The following is a 22,486-nucleotide window of genomic DNA, read 5'->3' on the forward strand; positions in this document are numbered from 1 at the left end:
TTTTGCCGATGTGATTGCCATGCCCGAGCCAGGACTTAACGATCAGACCATTGCCATAGCGTTTTCGAGCGAAGTGGATACCGGTTCGCGTCAAGAAAACGCGTCAAAGCAAGAATCTAGAGCCCCGTTCCAATCCCATTGGAACGGAAAAGGCTCCAGTTCAACCGACACGATCGGCGCCACACTGCAACCCCGGCCCGCGCGGCCCAGGAGGGGCGAACGTCTCGATCTCTTCGAGGTCCGCCGCCACCTGGTCGCGGTCCGCTCGAGCCACTCCGAAGATCCGGCCCTGACCCGCCGCATCAACCAGATCCTGATCCGGATTGCCTGCCTCCAGGAGGTCAACGACTGCCGGCAGGACCGGCGGCTGAGGCAGGCCCTCGACCAGATCTCGCGGGGATCGCAGGCCGAGCACTGAGCTCGTCACCTGCGGCAACGCCTCCAGGCGGGGCGCGGCCGAGACCGGTTCAATTGAGTGTCAGAAGTGGCCGTCCAGCGCAGATGCACGTTGTCTGCGACGCGGCGCCTTGTATAGGATTGCCGCAAGGAACTTTGGAGAGCCAGGATGAAAGCCTTCCTGCTGGCCTGCGTGGCAACGATCGTGATCGCGGCCGCATCCATTGGCGTGCTGAACCGCCTGCAGCAGCCGGTCGATCAAGCTTTTGCGACGACGGGCGTGCGTCTCTGAAGCGCTTTCAAGCGACGTGGATACCTATTCCGCCGGCGCGGGCGCGTGACCGGATTGCGAGGGGCTGGAGCCCGACTGTGCGGACTTCTGATCGAGCCACAGGCTGTGGTGCTCGCGCGCCCAGTTGACGTCCACGTCTCCCGAACCCATCGCCTCGAAGGCGCCCTCCATGCCGATCGTGCCAATGTAGATGTGCGCAATCATGGCGGCGACGAACAGCACGCCAACGATGGAGTGGACGATCTGGGCCATCTGCATGCCCTCGATCCCCGTCACGTAGAACGGGAACATGAGCACGTAGCCGGTCGCTGCGACGAGCCCGCCACCGATCACCACGATCCAGTAGATCGCCTTCTGGCCGGCGTTGAACCTGTAGGCCGGCGGATGATCATGGCCGATCAGGCCGCCGCCGCGCTTTGCCCATTCGATATCAACCTTGTTGGGGATGTTGCCGCCGATCCACATCAGGAAGATCAGGACCACGCCGATCGTGAACGGGAAGCTCAGGTAATTGTGGGCGTATTTCGCCCATTGCGACCATTCGGAGAAGGCCTCGTAGCCGATCAATGGCAGCAGCAGTGGCCGGCCGAAGGTGATGTTCAGCCCCGAGATCGCCAGAATGATGAAACAAGTCGCCGTCATCCAGTGCACGAAGCGCTCAAAACCGTTGAAGCGCACGATGGTTCGGCCCGATCGGCCGCTTTCCAGCCGGACCATGCCGCGGGTGAGATAGAAGATCACGATCACCGCAAGCATGCCGACGATGGCGATGCCGCCGATCCAGCGCAGCGCAACGTTGCGGAATTCACGCCACTCACGACCTTGCGGCTGAACGAGGACACTGGAACGCTGGTCGGGGATGCTGACGCGGCCCTGGATCCGGTCCAACTCCTGTAGCAACTGCCGCTCATTGACCGAGCTCGCGGTCGGGTTGACCTGTTGGGCGCCGAGTAGCGCAGGTGCCGCCATCACGAGCACGAGAAGTGCCCAAGCGCCAAGCGCGAGGCGAACGAACCTTCCAAACGACGCCATAGGCTCCTCCCGGATATCTACCCGCCCCAGACTTTCTGCCCGCCTCAGGATTCGATCGACTCGCGATAGGCCGTCTTCCAACCCCAAGCGCCCGAGCCGTAGCCGCGCTTGGTCACCCGTTCCTTGTAGATCTGGGCGATGATCTCGCCGTCGCCGGCGAGCAGCGATTTGGTCGAGCACATCTCGGCGCAGAGCGGCAGCTTGCCTTCGGCCAGCCGGTTGGCTCCGTATTTTTCGTATTCCTCCTTGCTGCCGTCGGCCTCGGGGCCGCCGGCACAGTAGGTGCATTTGTCCATCTTGCCGCGCGAGCCGAAGTTCCCAACCTTCGGATATTGCGGTGCGCCGAAAGGACAGGCGTAGAAGCAGTAGCCGCAGCCGATGCAGAGGTCCTTGGAGTGCAGCACCACGGCATCCGCGGTGGTGTAGAAGCAGTTCACCGGACACACCGCCGCGCAGGGCGCGTCGGTGCAATGCATGCAGGCCATCGAGACGGAGCGTTCGCCCGGTTTGCCGTCATTGATGGTGACGACGCGGCGCCGGTTGATGCCCCATGGCACCTCGTGCTCGTTCTTGCAGGCCGTCACGCAGGCGTTGCACTCGATGCAACGGTCGGCGTCGCAGAGAAATTTCATACGTGCCATCGTCGTTGCTCCTTATGCCGCCGCGATCTGGCAGAGAGTGACCTTGGGCTCCTGCATGCCCGTCGCGGGATCGTATCCGTAGGTGGTGATCGTGTTCGCGCTTTCGCCGAGCACGATCGGATCGGTGCCCTTCGGATAGTTGCCGCGCAGATCCTTGCCTGCCAACCAACCGCCGAAGTGGAACGGCATCCAGGCAACGCCCTTGCCGACGCGCTCGGTGACGAGCGCCTTCATTCTCGCCCGGGAACCGTTCTCGGCGCCCGTGACCCAGACCCAGCCGCCGTCCTTGACGCCGCGCTCGGCGGCATCGGCAGGATTGATCTCGATGAACATGTCCTGCTGCAATTCGGCGAGCCAGGGGTTGGTGCGCGTCTCCTCGCCGCCGCCCTCATATTCGACCAGGCGGCCGGACGACAGGATGATCGGAAACTGCTTGGCAATTCCCTTCTCCACAGCTGCTTTCTGTACCGAGAAGCCGATGTTGGGCATGCGGAACTGCTTGGCATCCGGCATCGTCGGATATTTCGCGACCAGGTCGACGCGCGGCGTGTAGATCGGCTCGCGGTGAACCGGAATTGGATCGGGCAAGCCAAAGGCATGCATGCGCGCCTTGCCGTTACCATAAGGCACACAACCATGGGCCAGCGCCACGCGCTGGATACCGCCCGAAAGATCGAGCGACCACGACACCGTGTCCGGATTGGCCGGGTTGATCTTGTTGATCACGGCCATTTCGGCTTCGGTGAGCTCCGTGTCCCAGCCGAGCTTCTTCAGACTCGCCAGCGTGAACTCGGGATAGCCGTCCTCGATCCCCGAACCCTTCGAGAACGAGCCGTCCGCGAGCAGGCTCACTTTCCGCGTCGTACCGTCCGGCAGCTTCTCCTCGCGCTCCACGCCAAAACGCGGCCGGAACGTACCGCCGCCATCCATCACATGCAGATTGGTGTTGTAGAGCAGCGGCGTGCCGGGATGTTTGACCTCCGGTGATCCCCAGCACGGCCAGGGCAGACCATAATAGTCGCCGCCGACCTCGGGATCGTCCTTGGGCGCCCGCATCGTCAGCATGTCGAACTTCGCCTGGTTCTTCATATGCGCCTTGAGGCGCTCAGGCGATTGCCCGCAATAGCCGGTCGACCAGCTGCCGCGGTTCATCTCGCGCAGCACATCTTCTGCTTCAGGCAGATTGTTCTCGACCTTGATTTTCTTGAACATTTGGTCGGCGAAGCCGAGCTTCTTTGCCATCAGATAGATGATCTCGAGATCATCCTTCGATTCGAAGATCGGCTTCACGATCTGCTCGCCCCATTGCAGCGAGCGGTTCGAGGCTACGCGCGAACCCTTGCACTCGAATTGCGTGGCGACCGGGAGAATGTAGACGCCATCCTGGCGTCCTGCCTCGACGGCGAGCGAGGCCCAGGTCGTCGGGTGGGGGTCGGCGATGACGAGCAGCTCGAGCGCCTTCAGGCCCTTGAGCGATTCAGGAATGCGGGTGATGCTGTTGGAAGCGTGTCCCTGTACGAACACCGCCCTCACATTGTCTTTCTGCGCGACCTGATCTTTCGGCAGCGTCACAGCATCAAACCAGCGGGTCAGCGGGATGCCGGGGGTTTCCATGATCTGCTTGGAGTCGAAGCGTGACTTCAAGTACTCGTAGTCGACCTCCCAAACCCGCGACCAGTGCTTCCAAGCGCCCTCGGCGAGGCCATAGTAGAACGGCAGCGTGACGATATCGAGCCCGACATCGGTCGCGCCCTGCACGTTGTCATGACCACGGAAGATGTTGGCACCCTTGCCCTCTCCGCCGACATTTCCTGTCATCAGCAGCGCGATGCAACTGGCCCGCACGTTGGCGGTGCCGACGGTCTTTTGGGTCTGGCCCATGGCCCAGATCAGCGTTGCCGGCTTCTCCGTGGCAAACTTCTGGGCGACGCGCTTGAGCTGTTCGCCGGGAACGCCGCTGACGCGCTCGACCTCTTCCGGATTCCACTTCTCCACCTCCTTGCGGACATCGTCGAACCCATAGACGCGCTGCCTGATGAATTCCTTGTCCTCCCACCCGTTCTGGAGAATGTGCCACATCATGCCGTAGAGCACGGGGATGTCGGTCCCGGGCCGCATGCGAACATATTCGGTCGCGTGTGCGGCCGTACGTGTCATGCGCGGATCGATGACGATGAAGTTGGCCTTTTGCAGTTCCTTGCCCTCGAGCAGATGTTGCAGCGAAACCGGATGCGCCTCCGCCGGATTGCCGCCCAGCACGACCTGTGTCTTGGCGTTGCGAATGTCATTGTAGCTGTTAGTCATCGCGCCGTAGCCCCAGGTATTGGCGACGCCGGTGACGGTGGTTGAATGGCAGATGCGGGCCTGATGATCGGTGTTGTTGGTGCCCCAGAACGCGCCGAGCTTGCGGAACAGATAGGCGCCTTCGTTGGTCATCTTGGCCGAGCCGAGCCAATAGACGGAATCCGGGCCCGACTTCTCGCGCACGGCCTGGAACTTGTCGCCGATCTCGTTGATCGCGGTCTCCCATGAGACGCGCGTCCATTGCCCGTTCATGAGCTTCATCGGGTAGCGCAGCCGCCGCTCGCTGTGCACGAGCTCGCGCACGGAGGCCCCCTTGGCGCAATGCGATCCACGATTGATCGGGGAATCCCAGCTCGGCTCCTGGCCGATCCATACCCCGTTCAGCACCTCCGCCGTCACCGTACATCCGACCGAACAATGCGTGCAGATGCTCTTGCGGACGGTTGCGCCCGCGGTGAGCGGACCTGCCATCGCCGCTTCCGCCTTGCGCACACTGGCGACCGGCAGGGTGCCGAGCGCTGCAAGCGCGCCGCCGGCAAGACCGGATTTGCGCAGGAAGCTGCGGCGGTCGAGGCCACCGCCTCGACTGGACAGAGCGTCAGCGACGGAGCCGCGGCGATCGGGACGCTGATGGGTTCGCTTGATAAGCACGGGCGGCCTCCCTCTCAAGCCGGATAGCGATTGACGCGGTAAAAGGCCTTCACATGATCGGATTCCTTGTAGCGCGCCTTGCGCTTCTCATCGTTGTTCTCGCTGTCGGCCTGCGCCGACCCGACCAGCGGCGTCGCGAGCGTCGCGCCGGCGCCGACCGTGCCGATGCCGACCTTGCGCAGAAAATCGCGGCGTCCGACCTTGGCTTTCGTCTCGTCACTCATCGCAGCTCTCCCGGACCAACGCGTCGGTCAGTTGGCGAATGTGAATGCTTCCGTCTCGATTTCGAGCAAGGCGCGACCGAGCGCGCCGACCGCCCGATAGAAACGGGCGTTTTCGGCACTCTCCATGTCGGCAAACAGCCGTCCCATCCAGGACGACACGTGCTTTTCGAAGAAGGCACGCTGGGCCTCGGGCGACGCCTCGAAGCTCCCGCCGGCAAGGCCCGCCATGACCTCACACAGGATGGCAGCGTTATCCTCGGGCTCGGAACTGTTGGCGACCCGCTCGATGCCGAGCGCAGTCAGGTCCGCACGCAGACGCGACAGCGGTCGCTCGTTGAGGAAGCCAGTGAGATAGTAGGAGGCATAGGGCAGCAACTCGCCGCGGCCAAGCCCGACGAACAGATCGAAATATTCGCGCTCGATCTTCGCTGCTACAGTATCTGATGCGGCCCTCGCGAGGTCGGCATGCGCGCGTCCGAGCGGCGTCGCATCACCGGTCAATGCAGCAAGCTGCTCGAGCAATCTTTTCGACGGCGGCGCGGATAGAAGTGTTGCCAGCAACGCGTATTCCTGCGCGCGGGCCGCATCGATGGGATCGAGCGGCTCTGCGGCGACGGCCTGTTCGCTGTAGAGATCCGGCCGCAAGTCGGTGCGCGACACTCCGGTCGCAGCTTCGACTGCAACCACCCGTTGCGCCGGCACCCTGCTCCAGTTCGAGACCGAGGGCTGGCTGATGCCGATCTTGCGCGCAAGCTGAGCAATGCCGCCCGCAGCATCGATCGCACGATCAAGACCGTCATCGCGCACGTGGACCTCCCATCCGAGTCCCGTCTGCTTGTCCCGTCCGAAGTGCCGTCTGCTTGATTATTTCTTTTGTTACAAAGCAGTAGGGCAAGGGTAGTTCCGGTTCCACCGCCGGTCAATCGCCCACCAATAGTCTAAGGCTATAGCCTTTCGTCGCGCTGCTCAGCGCGGCAGTGCACCACCGTGTGTGCGGGACCGGACCGGCTCGGCAAAATCCGCATGTCTCTCGGCCACCGTCGGTTGCACCGCAGCAGGTATTGGCGGGAGTTCCGCCGCACCCGGCGGCTCGACGACATCGGGTGCGGTTGCCGTATCGGTTGGATGGGATTCCTCCGATGAATCCGCTGATTCAACGGATAGGTCAGGCAATGACTCCACCGCCTCGCGTACGCCGCCGACGATGCGATCGACCAGCGCGGCCAGCTCCTCCGCGGAGCAATCCAGCGGTCCAAAGCCCGGCATCGCGGTCGGGTCGTTGAAATCCCATGCGTTCTCCGCAAGCCCGACGAAGTCGCGGATGGCGGGGTCGGCGGCCCAGGCGCGGCGAAGCGCCGCACGGCTCAACTCCTGTGGAATACCCTTGCGCAGGAAAGCGGTGATGTCGGTCGCGGCATTGATCTCGTCGATCGACGGCAGATCAGACAGATCGAGCTCGCTCTCCTCGCCCTTCGCGGCAGGCGCCGGCGGCGCGGGTTGCGCGTCGGCAGGCTTCGCCGGCTCCGCAGGCGCGACGTCCGCGCGCTGCTCGCGCTTGCGGCGGGACCAGCGTGCAAGGAACTCTTCCTCGCTCATTCCTGTCCACCCTCATGATCGCGCCGCGCCAGCGCCTCCGGATCGGCACGGCGCCGCTTGCGCTTCACGAATTCCCGCTCGACATGGTGCTCGGCAATGAAGCTTTCAATTGCCTCGCGCAGCACCTCCGGCATCGGCACCGCCTCGACCAGATTGTCGGCGGCTTCGGTAAATCCCTCGCCCTCCGCGGGATCGGCGGTAACAGCCGTGACGGCATAAGGCCAGGCGCCTTCCGACGGCGACAGCACGGTCCAGATGCTCGGGCTACCCGAGGCGAGATTGTCGCGATAGCGCGCCGTCTCGGACGGATAGAGATCGACGGCGGCGCTGCCGGCATAGAACAGCGTCGTGCCGTCCTGATCGCGAAGCACGGTCCAGGGTTTTGTGGCGGGCTCGTCGGGCAGGACGGCGATACCGCGCCAGATGAAGTCGACCCAGGGCGAGTCGGCCTTGCGCCGCTCGACCACGACGCCGACGGGGATCGACAGCAATGGCGACGCCGCGGGGCTCATGTCACCATCTCCAGACGCTTCACCGGCAAGCCAGTCAGCAGATTTTGTGGCTTCATCCGGAGCTTCTGATCCGCCGTCATCGACAGGATCAGGTAGACCGGCTCGTCCTCGACATCGTCGAGCGCAAGGGTTGAATCGACAAACGTCAGACGGAACAACGCCAGCACGCGGTCGGCGCTTCGCTCGTCGAGTTCCTCGCCGTGCCAGAGGCGATCGCCGAGCCTGGTGGCGTCGGCATCGAGCCCGACATACCAGGTGAGCTTTGCGTCCTGCAGCGCGCGCAGCGGCTCGATCGTAACGTCGATGCCGAGCAGATGGGAAACCCAGCGCGTCATTGCCTGCGCCAGCGCAGTCGGTCCGCTGCCGTCGGCCGTGAGATCGAAGGCCATGTCGAACTGGTCGCTGCGCTGCCAATAGGCCTCGGCATTCTCCGCGTTCAACACGTCGACCACCTCATCGGTCGTCGCGCCCAGCATCGACATCAGCGAGAGCACCGGGGTCGGCGTGCGCCCGCCGACGATCTCCTCGTCGCCGAGCAGGAGGGCCTGCTCATGCGGCAGGATTCGCTGGGTCCGGAAGAATAGCTCGGCCGCGCGCAGCACGAACGGATCATCGCAACCGTCGAGCGCATTGCGCAGGATGACGTGCACGAGCTGGTTGACGAACAGCGGCGGCAGGTCGTTCGCACCTGATCGTACCAATGCAAGATAGGCAGCTTCGAGCGTCGGATGCCGCAACAGGAGATCGCGAAACGTCAGCACGAACTGCCAGTTCTCCCTCGCATCGGCATCGGCAATCCCAGCGATCTCATCGGCACTGACCGGCTGGCGCGGGTCAGCGAGCAATTCGCGGTGCAGCCGGCGTTCGACCGGGCACGCGTCCTCCGGCGGCATCAGCTCGGGACGGGCAAAATAGGCCTTCAGGAACTCGTCGGTGACGCAGAGACCGCCGCCCTCGTCGCGATCGAGCAAATGATGTCCGCAGGCGATCCAGAAATCATTCATCTCTGGCCGGGCTCCCGGCCCAACTCCGCAAGATTGAGACTTTCGTCGGGTTCGGTGTCTTCAACCACCTCCATGAAGGAGAACGCCTTGCTGTGCGTCCGCCCCTGCCCTTCCCGCAATTGCAGCCGGCGGAAGGATTCGCGCATCTCGCCGTCCTGCGCCACCCGATGGACTGCAATCAGCGAAGAGATCGGATGGGTGCAGAGCGATTGGGCAAAGGTGACTTCCTCCTCCGCAGCGGTCCGTGCGGCGGCCATGTCCGGCGCGCCGAAGCGGTCGACGAGTTGCCGGGCCAGGAGGTCGACAAGGTCCCGGTAATCGGCCTCCGTCGCCGGCACGATCTGCGCCAGCGTCGACCAGCCCCAGGATTGCACGCCGAGGAAGCCGCCGCGGAACGCGGCGCGATCCTTGCCATCGAGCTTCGCAGCGTCGCGATCCCAGAAGCGGAAGGCGCCGGAGACGGCCCATTCGCCCGGTTCCGCTGCCACGTCGAACACGAACGTGTCGGAGGGATCGAGCGCGATGGTGCGCAGCAGCTTCACAGGCGCGGCCCTCCAAGCGCCGGATCGAGCCAGGATGGCGTCGCGAGCGCCTGAACCAGCCCGCTTCGCTCGATCGCGTCCGTGCCAATGCGGCGCGTGAGGAGATCGCCGTGTTCGTCGATGCGCTGAACGGTTTGCCGCTCGCGCGGCATCCGACCGAGATATTCGCGGGCGACGCTGTCAAAACCGTCGGCCTGCCAGCTATCGATGGTCAGCATCAGGTGCCGGGCAAAGCTCTCCGTCACCTGCGCTGCGCCGGCCTCGCCAAAACCCTCCTGGTCGAGTGCCGAAGCCAGCGGATGCACGCCCGGCTCGTCGTCGCTCATGGCCACCGTCCGGATCATGGCGCCGAACACCAACCAGGGCGGCGGCTTGTCCTCGTCGGCGGCGGGAGGCCATCCCATGCGCCCGCCACCAATCAGGCCGCCGTCGATCCTGACCGCATCCGGCCAGCCGATCGTGACCGGCTTGTTCGGCGGCGCGTAGGCGCGCAGGGCATCTGACAGTGCGACCATGCCGGCATAGAACGCGCGCCGCGCTTCGCCCAGCGGCTCGCACGGCTCGAGCACCACGGCGAACTCCGCGAGGTCGAAGCGGCCGACATAGACCAGCGTCCCGGCCCCGCTCTCCTGTGCAATGCGGCATGCATGGGCAAAAGCGTCACCACTCTCGCGCAACCGCACCAATGTGAACGGCGGCGGCAAGTGGATTGGTTCCGCCAGGGAAACGTGGCTCGTTGGGGTTGACGGCAGGCCGTCCTCCACTTTCCTTTTCTTCCCGGTCGATAATGTCTATACGAGGCGAAGAGCCGGCGCGAGTCCACAGTCGGCGCCGGATTGGCAGAGAGGTCGACCTGGAGCAGCCAGCGAAAACCGTCCTGATCTGCTCGTGCGAAGACACGATGCGTCTCGACACGGCCGCGATCCGGCGCGGATGCCCGAACGCTGAGATCAAAACCTTCCGCCATCTCTGCGGCGCCGAGCTCGATCACTTTCGTAAGGCTGCCGCGGCAGATGGCGCGCTGACGGTCGCCTGCACACAGCAGGCGGCGCAGTTTTCGGACGAAGCCGGCGAACGTGCTGACGCGATCGACTTCGTCAACATCCGCGAAACGGCCGGCTGGTCGCGCGACGGCGCGCGCGCCGGCGCGAAGATGGCGGCCCTGCTCGCGTCCGCATCAGTCCCGGCACCGGATTATCCGCTCGTCACCTTGTCGAGCGACGGCGTGGTCTTGATCTACGGGCGCGACGAAGCCGCAATCGAAGCCGGCCGCCTGCTTGCCGATCACCTCGACGTCACGGTCATGCTGAAGCAACTCGGTGACACGGTGCCGCCGGCCGCAACGGTCTTCCCGATCGTGCAAGGCGCGATCCGCTCCGCAAAAGGGCATTTCGGTGCATTCGAGCTTACGATCGACGATTATGCGCGTCCTCGCCCCTCCTCGCGCGATCGCTTCGTGCTCGATACGCCCAGAAGCGGCGTCACGTCGCGCTGCGATCTCGTGCTCGACCTTTCGGGCGAGAGGCCGCTGTTTTCCGCCCATGATTTGCGCGACGGCTATCTGCGTGCCGATCCGAACGATCCCGCTGCAGTGCTGCGCGCGGTGCTGGCCGCGCGCGATCTCGTCGGCAGCTTCGACAAGCCGAAATACATCGACGTCACGCCCGATCTCTGCGCCCATTCGCGTTCGAAGCGCACGGGGTGCCATCGCTGTCTCGATCTCTGTCCGACCGGCGCGATCACGCCCGACGGCGATCACGTCGCGATCGATCCGAACATCTGCGCAGGTTGCGGCCAATGCGCGGCCGCCTGCCCGACCGGCGCGGTATCGTACACGTTACCGCCAGCGGATACGCAGCTCCAAAAGCTTCGCGCCATGTTGCTCGCCTATCACCAGGCCGGTGGCACGAATGCGGTGCTGCTGTTTCATGACAGCCCGCACGGCGCGCCGCTGATCGATGCCCTGGCACGACATGGCGACGGCCTGCCGGCGAACGTGCTTCCTTTTGCCGTCAACGAGCTCACGCAGGTCGGGCTGGACGCGATCGTCGGCGCATTCGCCTATGGGGTAACAGCCGTGCGCTTCCTGCTGCGCGCAAAGCCGCGCCACGATGTGACCGGACTATCGCAGACGATCAGCACGGCCGAGGCGATCCTTGGCGGCCTCGGATTTGAGGGCCGCCGCGTCGCCACCATCGAAACCGACGACCCCGACGCGCTCAGCGGCCATCTGACCGGCATCGGACCACTGGCGGCGGTCGCGACACCGGCGACCTTCAAGACGGTCGGCAAGCGGCGCGACCTCCTGCGCTTCGCCCTCAGCGAGTTGCATCGCCTCGCACCAAAACCGGTTGACGTGATCGCCCTGCCGCAGGGCGCGCCAGTCGGCGCTGTTAGCGTCGACACCGGCGGCTGCACCTTGTGCCTCGCTTGCGTCTCAGCATGCCCGACCGGCGCGCTGCGCGACGATCCCGATCGGCCAGTGCTGAAATTCATTGAGGATGCCTGCGTGCAATGCGGCCTGTGCCAGAGCACCTGTCCTGAAAAGGTCATCACGCTCAAGCCGCAGATCGATTTTCGCGCCGCCCGCGCGCCAGCCAAGATCATCAAGGAAGAGGAGCCTGCGCTCTGCGTGCGCTGCGGCACGGCCTTCGGCGTCAAGAGCACGATCGATCGCATCGCGGCCAAGCTCGAGGGCCGACACTGGATGTATCCCGCCGGCGACCGACGGATCGACGCACTCAGGATGTGCGCCGACTGCCGCGTCATCGTGATGAGCGAACAGCAGTTCGATCCGTTCAAGGGCGTTCCCGAACGCACGCCGCCGCGCACCACGGACGACTATCTGCGCGAGCGCGACAACAAGGAATAGGCGCCAACCACGGACATCTTCTAGCGCGACGTCGCGCGGCCGAGGAAGTCGGTCAGCGCGCGGCGATCCTCGGCCGAGCCGATGCGCTGCTCCGGCATCTTGGTGCCGGGCGTAAAGACATTCGGTCCGACCTCAAACAGTTTTGCGACCGTCTCCGGCGTCCAGACGATGTCCATCGTCTTCAGCGCGTCGGAGAAGCGATAGCCGGGGAGAGACGCGATCTTGCGGCCGAAGAGTCCTGCGAGCGTCGGGCCCGCGCGCTGAACCTCCTTGTCTGACAGGGTGTGACAGGCAACGCACGCCCGAAACACATCGGCGCCGTGATCGCCGGCATAAGGCGCGAGCGGATCGGCCGGCGTACCCAGGAGGTTCGAACCGATGGGGTCGCCGGTACGCGCATTCCAGCGCCTAATCTTGCCGTCAGCGCCGCCCGTCACCAGCGTCTCGCCATCCGGCAGGAACGCGACCGACCACACCGGCAGCCCTGGCCCCACCAGCGTCCGCAACAGGCTGCGCGTCTTGCGATCGACGATCGCCACCGTGCCGCCGATACCGGCGGCCGCGATCAGGATTCCGTCACCGGAGAGCGCCAGCGCCACGACGGGTGTCGGGCCAACCGCGACCTCGCCCGCCGGTTTGCCGTCGGCATCAAGCATCCGCAACTTGCCGTCCGCGGCACCGGTGACGATCTCGCCATCGGGCGCAATCGTCACCGCATTCAGAGGTGCCCGCAACGTGACAGTGTCGGACGTGCCGTCCGCGAGGCGCCAGATCCGCACGGTGAGATCATAGCCCACACTGACGAGCGACTTGCCGTCCGGCGCAAACGCGACGCCGTTGACGTTTTGCGAATGCCCTTCGAGTACGCGTGATCCGCCGTCCGACAGCGACCAGAGCCGCACCGTGCGGTCCCATGACGCGGAAGCGAGACGCGACGCATCGGGCGCGACCGCGAGCGCGACGATTGGCCCGGCATGGCCCTCGAGCACCGCGTCCGGTTGCGGCCGGCCTTCCGTCCAGAGTGCGATGCGGCCGTCCGCGCCGGCGGTTGCCATGCGCGCGCCGCCGAGGAACGCGACCGCATTCACCGCATCGCTGTGGAAGCGCAGCACCTGCTCAGCCGCCTCGCTCGACAATGACCACCGGATCGCGGCCGTGTCAAAGCTGCCCGACAGCACCGTCTTGCCGTCGGTCGACACCGCGATGGCGCGAACGGGCCCGCCATGTCCCATCAACTGCGCGCGTGCAGGCGGTGGCCCGAGCGACGACAGCGCGAGAAGCAGAGCGGCGGAAAGCAAACGGAAATGCATGAGCAGTCCGGGCCGGTTGCTGGGAAGCAGACGCCTCCCCATTCTGCCCGAACTTTCCGTCCCGGCAAAAGCGCTAGCCTGCCCTATTTCTCCGGCGCGACGACCGTTTTGTCAGATCCTTCCGGCGCCGCCTGCATGCCGGGCGGGCTCTGGCCTTGCGGACTTTCGGCGGGCGCACCGCCGGATTGCGTGTTGAGCGGCCCGGTCCAGCCCTGCGGCTGCAACTGCCCCTTGTCCTCCGGCGGCGTGCGTGCCGTTCCGACCGTCGCAGAATTCGCGTTGCCCTGATCCGGCTCGGCGGTGGCGCCGCCGCAGCCGAAGGCGGCCGTCAGGCAGACGATGAGCACAAGGGTCCGCACGGGGATATCTCCGTTCGTTGATCCAACTCAACGACAGCGACCTGCCTTCGTTCCAGATTGCGACAAGCGGCGCCTTGAGCCGCAGGACAGCCGAACCTAGGATGGTTCAGAGGCCGGCCATGCACATACGAGCAAAAGCGTATCTGCAATTGATCGCGCGGTGGCGCAGTGCCCGGGCGCTATTGTCACGGCGTCAGGGTGCTGCGAGCCGGAAAGCCTCGCCGGCCCTCATCCTCGCCGCGACCACGCTGGCGCTGCTGCTGGCGATCCTCGAAATCGACCTGCATGCGGCAGATCTGCAATCCCTCGGATTGCTCGGCCACTACGTCGCGATCGATCCGATGCTGCTGAGCCCTTGAGGGTGTCTTAAGGCTTGACGTCCCGCGGGAAGACCAGCGAGCGGTCCTCGAAATCCTGCACGGGCAGTTGGCCGGCTTGGGCGACGCTGGCGCTGTCTTGCGATGCCGATGCGCGCGCCTGTCCGACAGTGCCGCCGTCGAGGTGAGAATGTGATCGCATTGCGCCGGTCGCAACGGCGAGCAAGGCGGCGGAAACCAGTCCTGAGATGATCAGGCGCGACATGCGAACCTCCATTGGTTCTGTACGTATCGACGACCTGATTAGTGTGGAACGTGAGGTTCCACTGTGAGCCGCTTCACACCTCCCTATTCGTTGATCACAAGGTGATGTCAGGCAAGCGCGGCGGACAACGAGTTCCGCCGCGCCTGCCGCTTCCAGCTATTCCCAAGCCCACGCCGAAAAGTCGTTTTCGAATTGCGGAACTTCCTTCCACACGCCCTTCAGCTTCTTGTTGGTGATGGTGATCAATTGCGGCTGGAACAGGAAGCCGGCGACCGCATCGGTCGCCAGCATCCGCTGGGCATCGCCAAGCAGTTTTGCGCGACCGGCTTCGTCAGGCGTCGTCACGATCTGCTTGTAGAGCGCGTTGAACGCCTCGTTGTTGTAGCCAAGATAGTAGTCGGGCTCGGTGATCTTGACGAGGTCGAAAGGCTCGACATGGCTGACGATGGTGAGATCGAAATTGTGCGGCCCGTTGCCGGCAAAGACCTGCGACAGCCATTGCGCCCATTCGACGTTCTCGATCTTGGCGATGATGCCGACCTTCGCCAGCTGCGCCGCGAGAACCTCCCCGCCTTGCCGCGCGTAGGACGGCGGCGGCAGCTTGAGGGAGAGCTCGAGCGGCGCGGTGACACCGGCTTCCGCGAGCAGCTTCTTGGCCTTCTCGGGGTCGTAAGGATTGATGCCGGTGGTGTCGACATAGCCGAGCGATCCCGGCACGTAGAAACTGCCGATCGGCGTGCCGAAACCGTCAACGGCCCCGTCGATCATCGCCTTGCGGTCGATCGCGGCGAGGATCGCGCGGCGAACCCGCACGTCGTCGAGCGGCTTCTTCTTCTCGTTGATGGCGACGATGGTCTTCGCCTTGGAGCCGCCGATTTGCACGTTGAAGCGCGGATCGGCCTTGAACTGCGCAAGGCTGCGGGCTGCGGCTACACGCGGAAATGCATCGACGTCGCCGGACAGCAGGGCCGCGACCTGCGCCGCCGGATCGGAGATGAAACGGATCGTCACCTTGGAGAGCTTGATCGCCGCGGCATTGCGATAGTCGGCCCATTTGTTGAGCGTGATCGACGATCCCTTGGTCCAGCCACCGAGCTGATAGGGCCCGGTGCCGACCGGTTGCGTCACATTGGTCGGCGCGCTCTTGGGCTCGACGATCGAGCCGCTCGCCTGCCCCAAGAGAAACGGCAGGTTCGGCTCGGAATATTTCACAGCAATGACGATGGTGTCCGCGTCAGGCGCGGTCACGGACTCGAAGCTCTGGAACAGGCTCTTGTCCTTGTTGGTGCTGGTCGGCACCGCATTGCGATCGAACGAGAACTTCACTGCCGCAGAATCAAAGGGCTCGCCGTTGTGGAATTTGACGCCCTTGCGCAGCTTGAACGTATAGGTCTTCAAGTCGGGCGAGGCCTGCCAGCTCTCGGCCAGCAGGGGCGACACGGAGCCATCTTCGTTGATCTTGGTCAGCGTCTCATAGACGTTGTAAAGCGTCACCTCCGCGATCGCTGCGGCGGCCGCGACGGTGGGATCGAGGCCCGGTGGCTCCAGCGCCATCGCCATGACGACGCTGTCCTTCTTGCCCTGCGCCAGGGCGGGCAGCGGTGCCGCGGCAAAGGCGGCGGCAACCGCGACAATGATGAGCTTCTTGAACATCGATTTTTCTCCCCGGCCATTCACGTGACTAATTTACGCCAATCCGCGCCCCGACGCTAACCCGCTTCGGCCACCAGAGCCGGCAGGGTCATGACCTCCTCGGCCTTGTGGCAGGCCGCAAGGTGCGTCGGGCCGACCTTGCGTAGCGCAGGCGCGGTGTCGCGGCAATGCTGGTCGGCTAGCGGGCAGCGGGAGGCGTAGGGACATCCAGTCGCAGCTGATGATTGCGAGGCGATCACCTGCGCGCCCCGGCGGCGCCGTTCGCCACCGGCGCGCGCCCGCGGAACGGCTTCCAGCAGCGCCCGCGTATAGGGATGGGCGCAATGTGCGAAGAGGTCGTCCGGCCTGCCCTGTTCGACGATCCGCCCGAGATACATCACGGCGACCTCGTCGCAGAGGTAATCGACGACGGCGAGATCGTGGCTGATCAGGATGTAGCTGAGGCCGAACTGCTCCTGCAGGTCCTGCATCAGGTTGAGCACCTGCGCCTGCACGGAGACATCGAGCGCGGACACCGGCTCGTCGGCGACGATAAGTTTCGGCTGTGTGATGAGCGCGCGCGCGATGGCGATGCGCTGGCGCTGGCCGCCGGAGAACTCGTGTGGATATTTGTCCATGTCGGCATCGCGCAGGCCGACCTGTTTCAGCACGGCGGCGACGCGCGCCCGCTGGGTGGCGCGGTCGACCTGCTCCAGCGCAGTCAGCGGCTCGGCGACGATGCGGGAAATGGTCTGCCGCGGATCGAGCGAGCCATAGGGATCCTGGAACACCATCTGGAAATCGCGACGGGCGCGGCGCAGCTCATCCGCGGGCATTTTGTTGAGATCGCGGCCGAGCAGCGACACCGAGCCGGAGGTCGGCCGCTCCAGCGCCATCGCGAGCCGGGCGAAGGTCGATTTTCCCGAGCCGGACTCGCCGACAACGCCGAGGCTCTTTCCGGCGGTTACTCGTGCGCTCACGCCATTCAGCGCCCGCACCACGCCCGGCGGACGAAACACGGATTCTCGCGGCAACGTGTAGCGCTGCACGAGATCCGTCACCTCGAGAAGCGGTTGGGATGCGGCGGTCATGCGGACGCCCCGACGCGTTCAGCCATCGACACATCTGTCCTGATACAGCGGACGCCGTGACCGGGTCCGACGTCTACGACAGGCGGAAGTACGGCGCGACAGGCGTCGATCACGAGCGGACAGCGATCTGCAAAGGTGCAGCCGGCAGGCAGATCGGCAAGCTCGGGCACCGTGCCGGTGATGGTCTTCAGCCGCGTCCCCTTGCGTGCGCCGAGGCGCGGACGGGCCCGGAACAGCCCCTGCGTATAGGGATGGCCCATGCGCCTGAAGACCTCGTTGGTCGGTCCGCTCTCCACCACGGCGCCGCCATACATCACCATCATGCGCTGGACGTTCTCGGCGATGACGCCGAGATCGTGCGAGATCAGGATCATGGACATGCCGCGCTCCTCGACGAGATCGGCGATGAGATCGAGGATCTGGCCCTGAATCGTGACGTCGAGCGCGGTGGTCGGCTCGTCCGCGATCAACAGATCAGGCTCGCAGGCGAGCGCCATGGCGATGGTGACGCGCTGGCGCTGGCCGCCGGAGAACTGGTGCGGATAGGCATCGACGCGCTTGGCCGCATCGGGAAGGCCGACGCGATCGAGCAGCGCGATCGCTTCGCGCCGCGCCTGTGCCGCTGAATAGTTCTTGTGCCGCCGGAGCGGCTCGGCCACCTGATGCCCGATCGTGTGCATCGGATTGAGCGCGGTCATCGGCTCCTGAAAGATCATGCTGATGCGGTTGCCGCGCAGCTTGCAGTAATCGGCATCGGAGAGCCTTGCGAGCTCGCTTCCGTCGAGCCGGATGCTGCCGCCGATCACGGCGCTGTCCGGCAGCAGTCCCATCAGCGCCAGCGCGGTGACGGATTTGCCGCAGCCGGATTCGCCGACAAGGCCCAGCGTCTCACCGCGCTTCAGCGCAAAGCTGACGCCCCGGACGGCCTGCGCCGGCCCACGGCTGGTATTGAGCCGGACGCCCAGGCCTTCGACCTCGATCAGGGGCGCGTTCGCGGGGCCAGCCATTCTCATCGCTCCCGCGCCAGTCGGGGATCGAGCAGATCGCGCAATCCGTCGCCGAGAAGATTGAGGCCGAGCACCGCGACCGCGATCGCCGCGCCAGGATAGACCGCCAGCATCGGCGACTGGAACAGCAAAGTCTGCGCATCGTTCAGCATGCGGCCCCAGGACGGCTGCGGCGGCTGGGTGCCGAGCCCGAGATAGGAAAGCGCGGCTTCCGCAAGGATCGCCAGCGCGAACTGGATCGTCGCCTGCACGATCAGGATCGACAGGATGTTCGGCAGTACATGCTCAATGGTGATGCGAAAGGCACCCTTCCCCGATGCGCGTGCCGCGAGGACGAATTCGCGCGCCCAGATCGCATTGGCCGAGCCGCGCGTCACCCGGACGAAGGTCGGTATCTGGAAGATGCCGATGGCGGTGATCGAGGTCACCATGCCGGGACCTACGACCGCGGCAAGCATGATCGCAGAGAGAACGGCCGGAAAAGCGAAGGTGAAATCGCTCATGCGCATGATGAGCTCTTCGGTCCAGCCTTTTCGCGCGGCGGCGATCAAGCCGAGGCAGACGCCGACGCTGAGCCCGATCCCGACCGCGATGATGCCGACCGCGATGGTCGAGCGCGCACCGACCAGCAGCAGCGAGACGATGTCGCGGCCGAAGGCATCGGTGCCGAGCCAGTGCGACCACGACGGCGGCCGCAGTTTTGAGGCGATGTCGATCTCGTAGGCAGACCACGGCGTCCACACCAGCGACAGCAACGCGGAGCCGATCACGAGGCACACCAGCGCGCCACCGAGCACGAAGCTGCGATGCCGGAACGCGCGGCGCCAGAAGCCGGTCGCGGGCCGCGACGGCGCTGGTGTGATCGGCAAGCCGACGGCTGCGGTCAGCGGATCGCTCACAGGTCATGAACCTTGATGCGGGGATCGATGAAAGCATAAAGCACATCGACCACGAAATTGACGATGACCACCATGGCCGCGAGCAGCATCACGCAGTTGCGCACCACGATCAGGTCGCGATTGGCAATCGACTGGAAGATGAGACGGCCGAGGCCCGGCAGGTAGAACACGTTCTCGATCACGATGGTGCCGGCAAGCAGATTGGCGAATTGCAGGCCCATCACGGTCATGACAGGGATCATGGCGTTGCGCAGCACATGGCTCCAGAGCACCTCGCGCTTGCCGAGCCCTTTTGCGCGCGCGGTGCGCACAAAGTCCTCACGCAGGACCTCCAGCACCGCCGAGCGCGTGACACGGGCCAGGATCGCCGCCTGCACCACCGACAGCGAGAAGGCCGGCAGCAGCAGAGATCTCACGCCCGGCCAGACGCCGTCCTCCCAGCCGGCGAACCCGCCCGCCGACAGCCATTGCAGCCGCACCGAGAACAACAGGATCAGCAGGATGGCGAACCAGAAATTTGGCAGCGCAATCCCGATCTGGGTCAGCGACATGACGCCGACGTCGCCGATCTTGTTGTGGTTGGCGGCGGTATAGATTCCGGCCGACAGCGCCAGCGTCACGGTCAGCGACATCGAGATGATCGCCAGCGGAACGGTCAGCGTCAGCCGCTCCGCGATCAGGCCGGCGACCGGCGTGCCGTAGACATAGCTGTTGCCGAGGTCGCCGACCGCCATGCCCTTGAGCCATTGCAAATAGCGAAGCATCAGCGGCTGATCCAGGCCGAGCTTGACGGTGAGCGCGCGCACCGCATCCGGCGAGGCATCGGCGCCCATCAGCATCTGCGCGGCGTTGCCGGGAAGTGCGTCGAGCACCAGGAAAATGATCAGGGATGCGCCGACCAGCGTCGCCAGCAAGGTCACAAGCCGCCGTAAGACAAATACGCTCATGCGCTTTCGGGCTCAGGGCTTCCGGTTTCGACGCTTCCTCTCGGCACGATCAACATGTCCCGATGTCGGACGCAAGCCCCTTGCTGCACGGGTCTCTCCTTAAGCAGGCCACCGGGACAACAGGTCCTGCGAAGCCTCGAACAGCGCGCTCACACGCAACAATTCGGCGTCGGCGCGGAAACGGCCGACGAGCTGAAGGCCGATCGGCAGTCCGTCCCGGCCGAACCCGCAGGGAAGGCTGATGGCGGGATGGCCGGTCATGTTGAACAACATAGTCCAGGGGAACCAATGCGGCCGCACGCTGTCAAACTGCTGGCCGTCGATCTCGATGGTGCCGAACAGGTCCTGGTCGATCGGCAGCGCGGTGCGCGTCAGGGTCGGCATCGCCAGCAGATTGCCACGGGTGAGCAGCGATTGCACCCGGCGGAACAGCGTCGTGCGCGCGAACATTGCCTCCTGGTAATCAACGCCGGTCACCTTGGTGGCGAGCGCGAGCTGCTTGAGGAACGCTTCGCTCAGCTCACCCTTGTGCTCGGCCGCGAGCTTCGAGAAGCGGGTCCGCCAGACCGTGTGGTTGATGGCCCGCCAGATCGGCTCGATGTCGTACCCATCGCCGGAGAATTCTTCGAGCTCAGCGCCGAGGCTAGCCAGCCGATCGAGGCTCGCCTTGAAGGCGCCTGCGACGTCGGCCGAGACCGGACGTCCGGGCGGCGACAGGCAGTACAAAACCTTTTGTCCGCGCAGGTCGCCGCGCGGCGTAGCGGTGCCCATGAAATCGGGCACGGGAATACCGATCGACCAGGGGTCGCAGGCGTCCTCGCCCGCCATTGCCTGCATCATCAGCGCGGTGTCAGCCACGCTTCGCGTGGTGGGCGTGACGTAGGTCTGGTTGCCAAAGGCATCCGGCGCCTGGCTGTGCGCGATCACGCCGTTGCTCTGCTTCAGGCCGACGAGGCCGTTGCAGGCCGCGGGAATGCGCGTCGAGCCGCCGCCGTCGGTTGCGACCGCGAGCGGCGCGATGCCGCTCGCAACCGCCACCGCGGCACCGCCGCTCGATCCGCCACTGGAGCGCCGCGCGTCCCACGCATTGCGAGTGCGGCCGAACAGCGGCGAGTCCGTCAGGCACTTTGAGCCGAACTCGGGCGTTGTGGTCTTGCCGATCAGGATCGCGCCATGGGCGCGCAGCCGCGCCACCGCCACGGCGTCCTCATCGGGCACATTGTCCTTGAAGGGCACCGCGCCGAACGTGGTTCTCACGCCCTTGGTGTTGACGATGTCCTTGACGGTGATGGGAATGCCGTAGAGCAGGCCGAGCGGCTCGCCGGCCATCAATTTCCGCTCGGCGTCGCGCGCCTGCGCCATCGCCTCGTCGCCGCAGAGCGTGATGAAGCAGTTCAGTTTCGGCTGCAACGCTTCCGCGCGCGCCAGCGCGGCGCTCACGACCTCGACTGGCGACACCTGCTTGCGGACGATGCGCTCGCGCAGCTCGACCGCGGAGAGGAAGCAGAGATCGCCACTCGGCATCGGATCATTCTTTCTGAAAGGCAGCCGCCATTGGCCGTCAGCATTGACAGCGAGAATGGCACCCATGTTAACTCGGCGTCCAATACGAATTTCGTGGTCAACCCATACGTTTTCGGTATGCCTATGGATCTTCGCCGGCTTCGTTACTTCGTTGCGGTCGCCGAGGAGCGCAGCGTCGGCAAGGCCGCCGAGCGGTTACGAATGGCGCAGCCTCCGCTCTCCGTCCAGATCCGCCGGCTCGAAGCCGACATTGGCACGCCCCTGTTCCGCCGTGGCACACGCGGGATGGATCTGACCGAGGCAGGCCAGGCCCTGCTGTCGCGCGCGAGCGAGGCGCTTGCGCTCGCCGCCGATGGCGTCGAAGCGGCGCGCGCGGTTGCAGCGGGACGACACGGGCGGATCACCGTCGGATACATGTTCGTGCTGGCGAACGCGATCCTGCCGCGCCTCATTCCGGAGCTGCGGCGGTCGATTCCCGGCGTCGATCTGGAATTCGCCGAGCTCAGCGCCTCGACACGCCGGGCTCGCGTGCTCGACCGCAGCGTGACCGTCGCGCTCTGCATGCCGGCCATCGACCATCCGGAGATCCAGGTCGCCCGCATCGGCACGCAACGCTTCGTGCTCGCCGTACCGGCCGGCTCGTCGCTGGCACGCCTCAACGCTGTGCCGATGAGCAGATTGCAGGGACGTCCCCTCATTGCGCTACCCAAGCCGGACGAAGAGCCCGCCTCCTCCGCGGTCGCAGCGCTGCTGCGGCGGCATCAGATAGTCATGCCGATCGTAGGCCGCGTCGAAACGGTGCATTCGGCGCTGAGCCTCGTGCTGGCCGGCGAAGGCCTCGCCATCGTTCCCGCCTGCGCAAAGCTCGGTGCCCCCAGCGGCATCGTCTTCCGGCCTCTTCGTGACGCCACCGACTCGATCGAGATCGCCGTCTGCTGGCGCCGCGACTCCCACAGCCCCCTCATCCGCAATTTTGTCAAATGCGCGGAGAAGGCGGTGGCAAGGTTGTAGCGTCCTAGAGCCACACCGTCATGGCCGGGCTTGTCCCGGCCATCCACGACCTTCCTTG

At 65.1% G+C, this 22,486-nt stretch carries 24 protein-coding genes; 5 read left to right on the forward strand and 19 right to left on the reverse strand.

Translation table 11 applies throughout. The annotated features are described in order from the left end of the window. Nucleotides 1–19 precede the first annotated feature (19 nt). Together KUF59_RS28185 and KUF59_RS28190 are read left to right on the forward strand one after the other, a co-directional pair. Complete coding sequence (locus tag KUF59_RS28185; RefSeq protein WP_212456032.1) at nucleotides 20–418, forward strand: hypothetical protein; 399 nt, start codon at nucleotides 20–22, stop codon at nucleotides 416–418. A gap of 147 nt (nucleotides 419–565) precedes the next feature. Then, nucleotides 566–688 carry a hypothetical protein gene (locus tag KUF59_RS28190; RefSeq protein WP_258767253.1) on the forward strand — a complete coding sequence of 41 codons (123 nt, stop codon included), beginning with the start codon at nucleotides 566–568 and terminating at the stop codon, nucleotides 686–688. Nucleotides 689–712: 24 nt separating this feature from the next. Here the strand turns inward: KUF59_RS28190 and KUF59_RS28195 are convergent, their stop codons facing one another. The 10 genes from KUF59_RS28195 to KUF59_RS28240 all read right to left on the reverse strand — a co-directional run bounded on the left by KUF59_RS28195 (nucleotide 713) and on the right by KUF59_RS28240 (nucleotide 9,898). After that, complete coding sequence (locus KUF59_RS28195; RefSeq protein ID WP_212455459.1) at nucleotides 713–1,720, reverse strand: formate dehydrogenase subunit gamma; 1,008 nt, start codon at nucleotides 1,718–1,720, stop codon at nucleotides 713–715. A gap of 44 nt (nucleotides 1,721–1,764) precedes the next feature. Further along, nucleotides 1,765–2,361, reverse strand: coding sequence for a formate dehydrogenase FDH3 subunit beta (fdh3B, locus tag KUF59_RS28200; RefSeq protein ID WP_212455460.1), 597 nt, complete (start codon nucleotides 2,359–2,361; stop codon nucleotides 1,765–1,767). A gap of 12 nt (nucleotides 2,362–2,373) precedes the next feature. Next, nucleotides 2,374–5,316 (reverse strand): formate dehydrogenase subunit alpha, encoded by a 2,943-nt coding sequence (locus tag KUF59_RS28205; RefSeq protein WP_212455461.1) that lies wholly within the window; start codon nucleotides 5,314–5,316, stop codon nucleotides 2,374–2,376. Between the two features lie 14 nt (nucleotides 5,317–5,330). Next, the gene (locus tag KUF59_RS28210) at nucleotides 5,331–5,540 is read right to left on the reverse strand and encodes a twin-arginine translocation signal domain-containing protein (RefSeq protein WP_212455462.1); all 210 of its coding nucleotides are present in this window, start codon (nucleotides 5,538–5,540) and stop codon (nucleotides 5,331–5,333) included. A gap of 27 nt (nucleotides 5,541–5,567) precedes the next feature. Further along, a complete protein-coding gene (locus KUF59_RS28215) occupies nucleotides 5,568–6,347 on the reverse strand; it encodes a molecular chaperone TorD family protein (RefSeq protein WP_212455463.1) in 780 nt (259 codons plus the stop codon). 159 nt (nucleotides 6,348–6,506) lie between these two features. Then, a complete protein-coding gene (locus tag KUF59_RS28220) occupies nucleotides 6,507–7,136 on the reverse strand; it encodes a DUF3306 domain-containing protein (RefSeq protein WP_212455464.1) in 630 nt (209 codons plus the stop codon). Continuing rightward, the gene (locus tag KUF59_RS28225; protein ID WP_212455465.1) at nucleotides 7,133–7,648 is read right to left on the reverse strand and encodes a DUF3305 domain-containing protein; all 516 of its coding nucleotides are present in this window, start codon (nucleotides 7,646–7,648) and stop codon (nucleotides 7,133–7,135) included. The genes KUF59_RS28220 and KUF59_RS28225 overlap by 4 nt, the downstream gene beginning before the upstream one ends. Then, on the reverse strand, nucleotides 7,645–8,652 hold the full coding sequence (locus tag KUF59_RS28230) for a DUF6352 family protein (RefSeq protein WP_212455466.1): 1,008 nt from the start codon (nucleotides 8,650–8,652) through the stop codon (nucleotides 7,645–7,647). The genes KUF59_RS28225 and KUF59_RS28230 overlap by 4 nt, the downstream gene beginning before the upstream one ends. After that, entirely contained in the window at nucleotides 8,649–9,194 is a 546-nt protein-coding gene (locus KUF59_RS28235; protein ID WP_212455467.1) for a DUF6505 family protein, read from the reverse strand. Before KUF59_RS28235 ends, KUF59_RS28230 begins: the two co-directional genes overlap by 4 nt. Continuing rightward, complete coding sequence (locus KUF59_RS28240) at nucleotides 9,191–9,898, reverse strand: biotin/lipoate--protein ligase family protein (RefSeq protein ID WP_249139969.1); 708 nt, start codon at nucleotides 9,896–9,898, stop codon at nucleotides 9,191–9,193. Before KUF59_RS28240 ends, KUF59_RS28235 begins: the two co-directional genes overlap by 4 nt. Nucleotides 9,899–10,095: 197 nt before the next feature. On the opposite strand from KUF59_RS28240, the gene KUF59_RS28245 reads away from it, so the two are divergent. Next, nucleotides 10,096–12,066: a 4Fe-4S binding protein gene (locus KUF59_RS28245; protein WP_212455469.1), complete on the forward strand. Its 1,971-nt coding sequence runs from the start codon at nucleotides 10,096–10,098 to the stop codon at nucleotides 12,064–12,066. A gap of 20 nt (nucleotides 12,067–12,086) precedes the next feature. Here the strand turns inward: KUF59_RS28245 and KUF59_RS28250 are convergent, their stop codons facing one another. Next, on the reverse strand, nucleotides 12,087–13,376 hold the full coding sequence (locus KUF59_RS28250) for a c-type cytochrome (protein WP_212455470.1): 1,290 nt from the start codon (nucleotides 13,374–13,376) through the stop codon (nucleotides 12,087–12,089). An 83-nt stretch (nucleotides 13,377–13,459) separates the two neighbouring features. Next, nucleotides 13,460–13,735 carry a hypothetical protein gene (locus KUF59_RS28255; RefSeq protein WP_212455471.1) on the reverse strand — a complete coding sequence of 92 codons (276 nt, stop codon included), beginning with the start codon at nucleotides 13,733–13,735 and terminating at the stop codon, nucleotides 13,460–13,462. Between the two features lie 119 nt (nucleotides 13,736–13,854). Here KUF59_RS28255 and KUF59_RS28260 point away from each other — a divergent pair, with 119 nt between their 5' ends. Beyond that, nucleotides 13,855–14,094 carry a hypothetical protein gene (locus KUF59_RS28260; protein WP_212455472.1) on the forward strand — a complete coding sequence of 80 codons (240 nt, stop codon included), beginning with the start codon at nucleotides 13,855–13,857 and terminating at the stop codon, nucleotides 14,092–14,094. A 7-nt stretch (nucleotides 14,095–14,101) separates the two neighbouring features. Here KUF59_RS28260 and KUF59_RS28265 read toward each other — a convergent pair whose 3' ends face one another. From KUF59_RS28265 to KUF59_RS28295, 7 genes are all read right to left on the reverse strand, one after another. Next, nucleotides 14,102–14,317, reverse strand: a complete 216-nt coding sequence (locus KUF59_RS28265) for a hypothetical protein (RefSeq protein ID WP_212455473.1) — start codon at nucleotides 14,315–14,317, stop codon at nucleotides 14,102–14,104. Between the two features lie 156 nt (nucleotides 14,318–14,473). Then, the gene (locus KUF59_RS28270; RefSeq protein WP_212455474.1) at nucleotides 14,474–15,970 is read right to left on the reverse strand and encodes an ABC transporter substrate-binding protein; all 1,497 of its coding nucleotides are present in this window, start codon (nucleotides 15,968–15,970) and stop codon (nucleotides 14,474–14,476) included. 56 nt (nucleotides 15,971–16,026) lie between these two features. Beyond that, entirely contained in the window at nucleotides 16,027–17,040 is a 1,014-nt protein-coding gene (locus KUF59_RS28275) for an ABC transporter ATP-binding protein (protein ID WP_212455475.1), read from the reverse strand. Continuing rightward, nucleotides 17,037–18,047 carry an ABC transporter ATP-binding protein gene (locus KUF59_RS28280; protein WP_408918036.1) on the reverse strand — a complete coding sequence of 337 codons (1,011 nt, stop codon included), beginning with the start codon at nucleotides 18,045–18,047 and terminating at the stop codon, nucleotides 17,037–17,039. The genes KUF59_RS28275 and KUF59_RS28280 overlap by 4 nt, the downstream gene beginning before the upstream one ends. Before the next feature lie 2 nt (nucleotides 18,048–18,049). Then, a complete protein-coding gene (locus KUF59_RS28285) occupies nucleotides 18,050–18,946 on the reverse strand; it encodes an ABC transporter permease (RefSeq protein ID WP_408918037.1) in 897 nt (298 codons plus the stop codon). Beyond that, nucleotides 18,943–19,893, reverse strand: a complete 951-nt coding sequence (locus KUF59_RS28290; RefSeq protein ID WP_212455477.1) for an ABC transporter permease — start codon at nucleotides 19,891–19,893, stop codon at nucleotides 18,943–18,945. The genes KUF59_RS28285 and KUF59_RS28290 overlap by 4 nt, the downstream gene beginning before the upstream one ends. A 99-nt stretch (nucleotides 19,894–19,992) precedes the next feature. After that, nucleotides 19,993–21,417, reverse strand: coding sequence for an amidase (locus KUF59_RS28295; RefSeq protein WP_212455478.1), 1,425 nt, complete (start codon nucleotides 21,415–21,417; stop codon nucleotides 19,993–19,995). Between the two features lie 123 nt (nucleotides 21,418–21,540). Here KUF59_RS28295 and KUF59_RS28300 point away from each other — a divergent pair, with 123 nt between their 5' ends. Beyond that, nucleotides 21,541–22,428, forward strand: a complete 888-nt coding sequence (locus KUF59_RS28300) for a LysR family transcriptional regulator (protein ID WP_212455479.1) — start codon at nucleotides 21,541–21,543, stop codon at nucleotides 22,426–22,428. The last annotated feature ends 58 nt before the right edge of the window (nucleotides 22,429–22,486 follow it).

Origin of the sequence: Bradyrhizobium arachidis (assembly GCF_024758505.1) — a bacterium.
Taxonomy (GTDB): domain Bacteria; phylum Pseudomonadota; class Alphaproteobacteria; order Rhizobiales; family Xanthobacteraceae; genus Bradyrhizobium; species Bradyrhizobium manausense_C.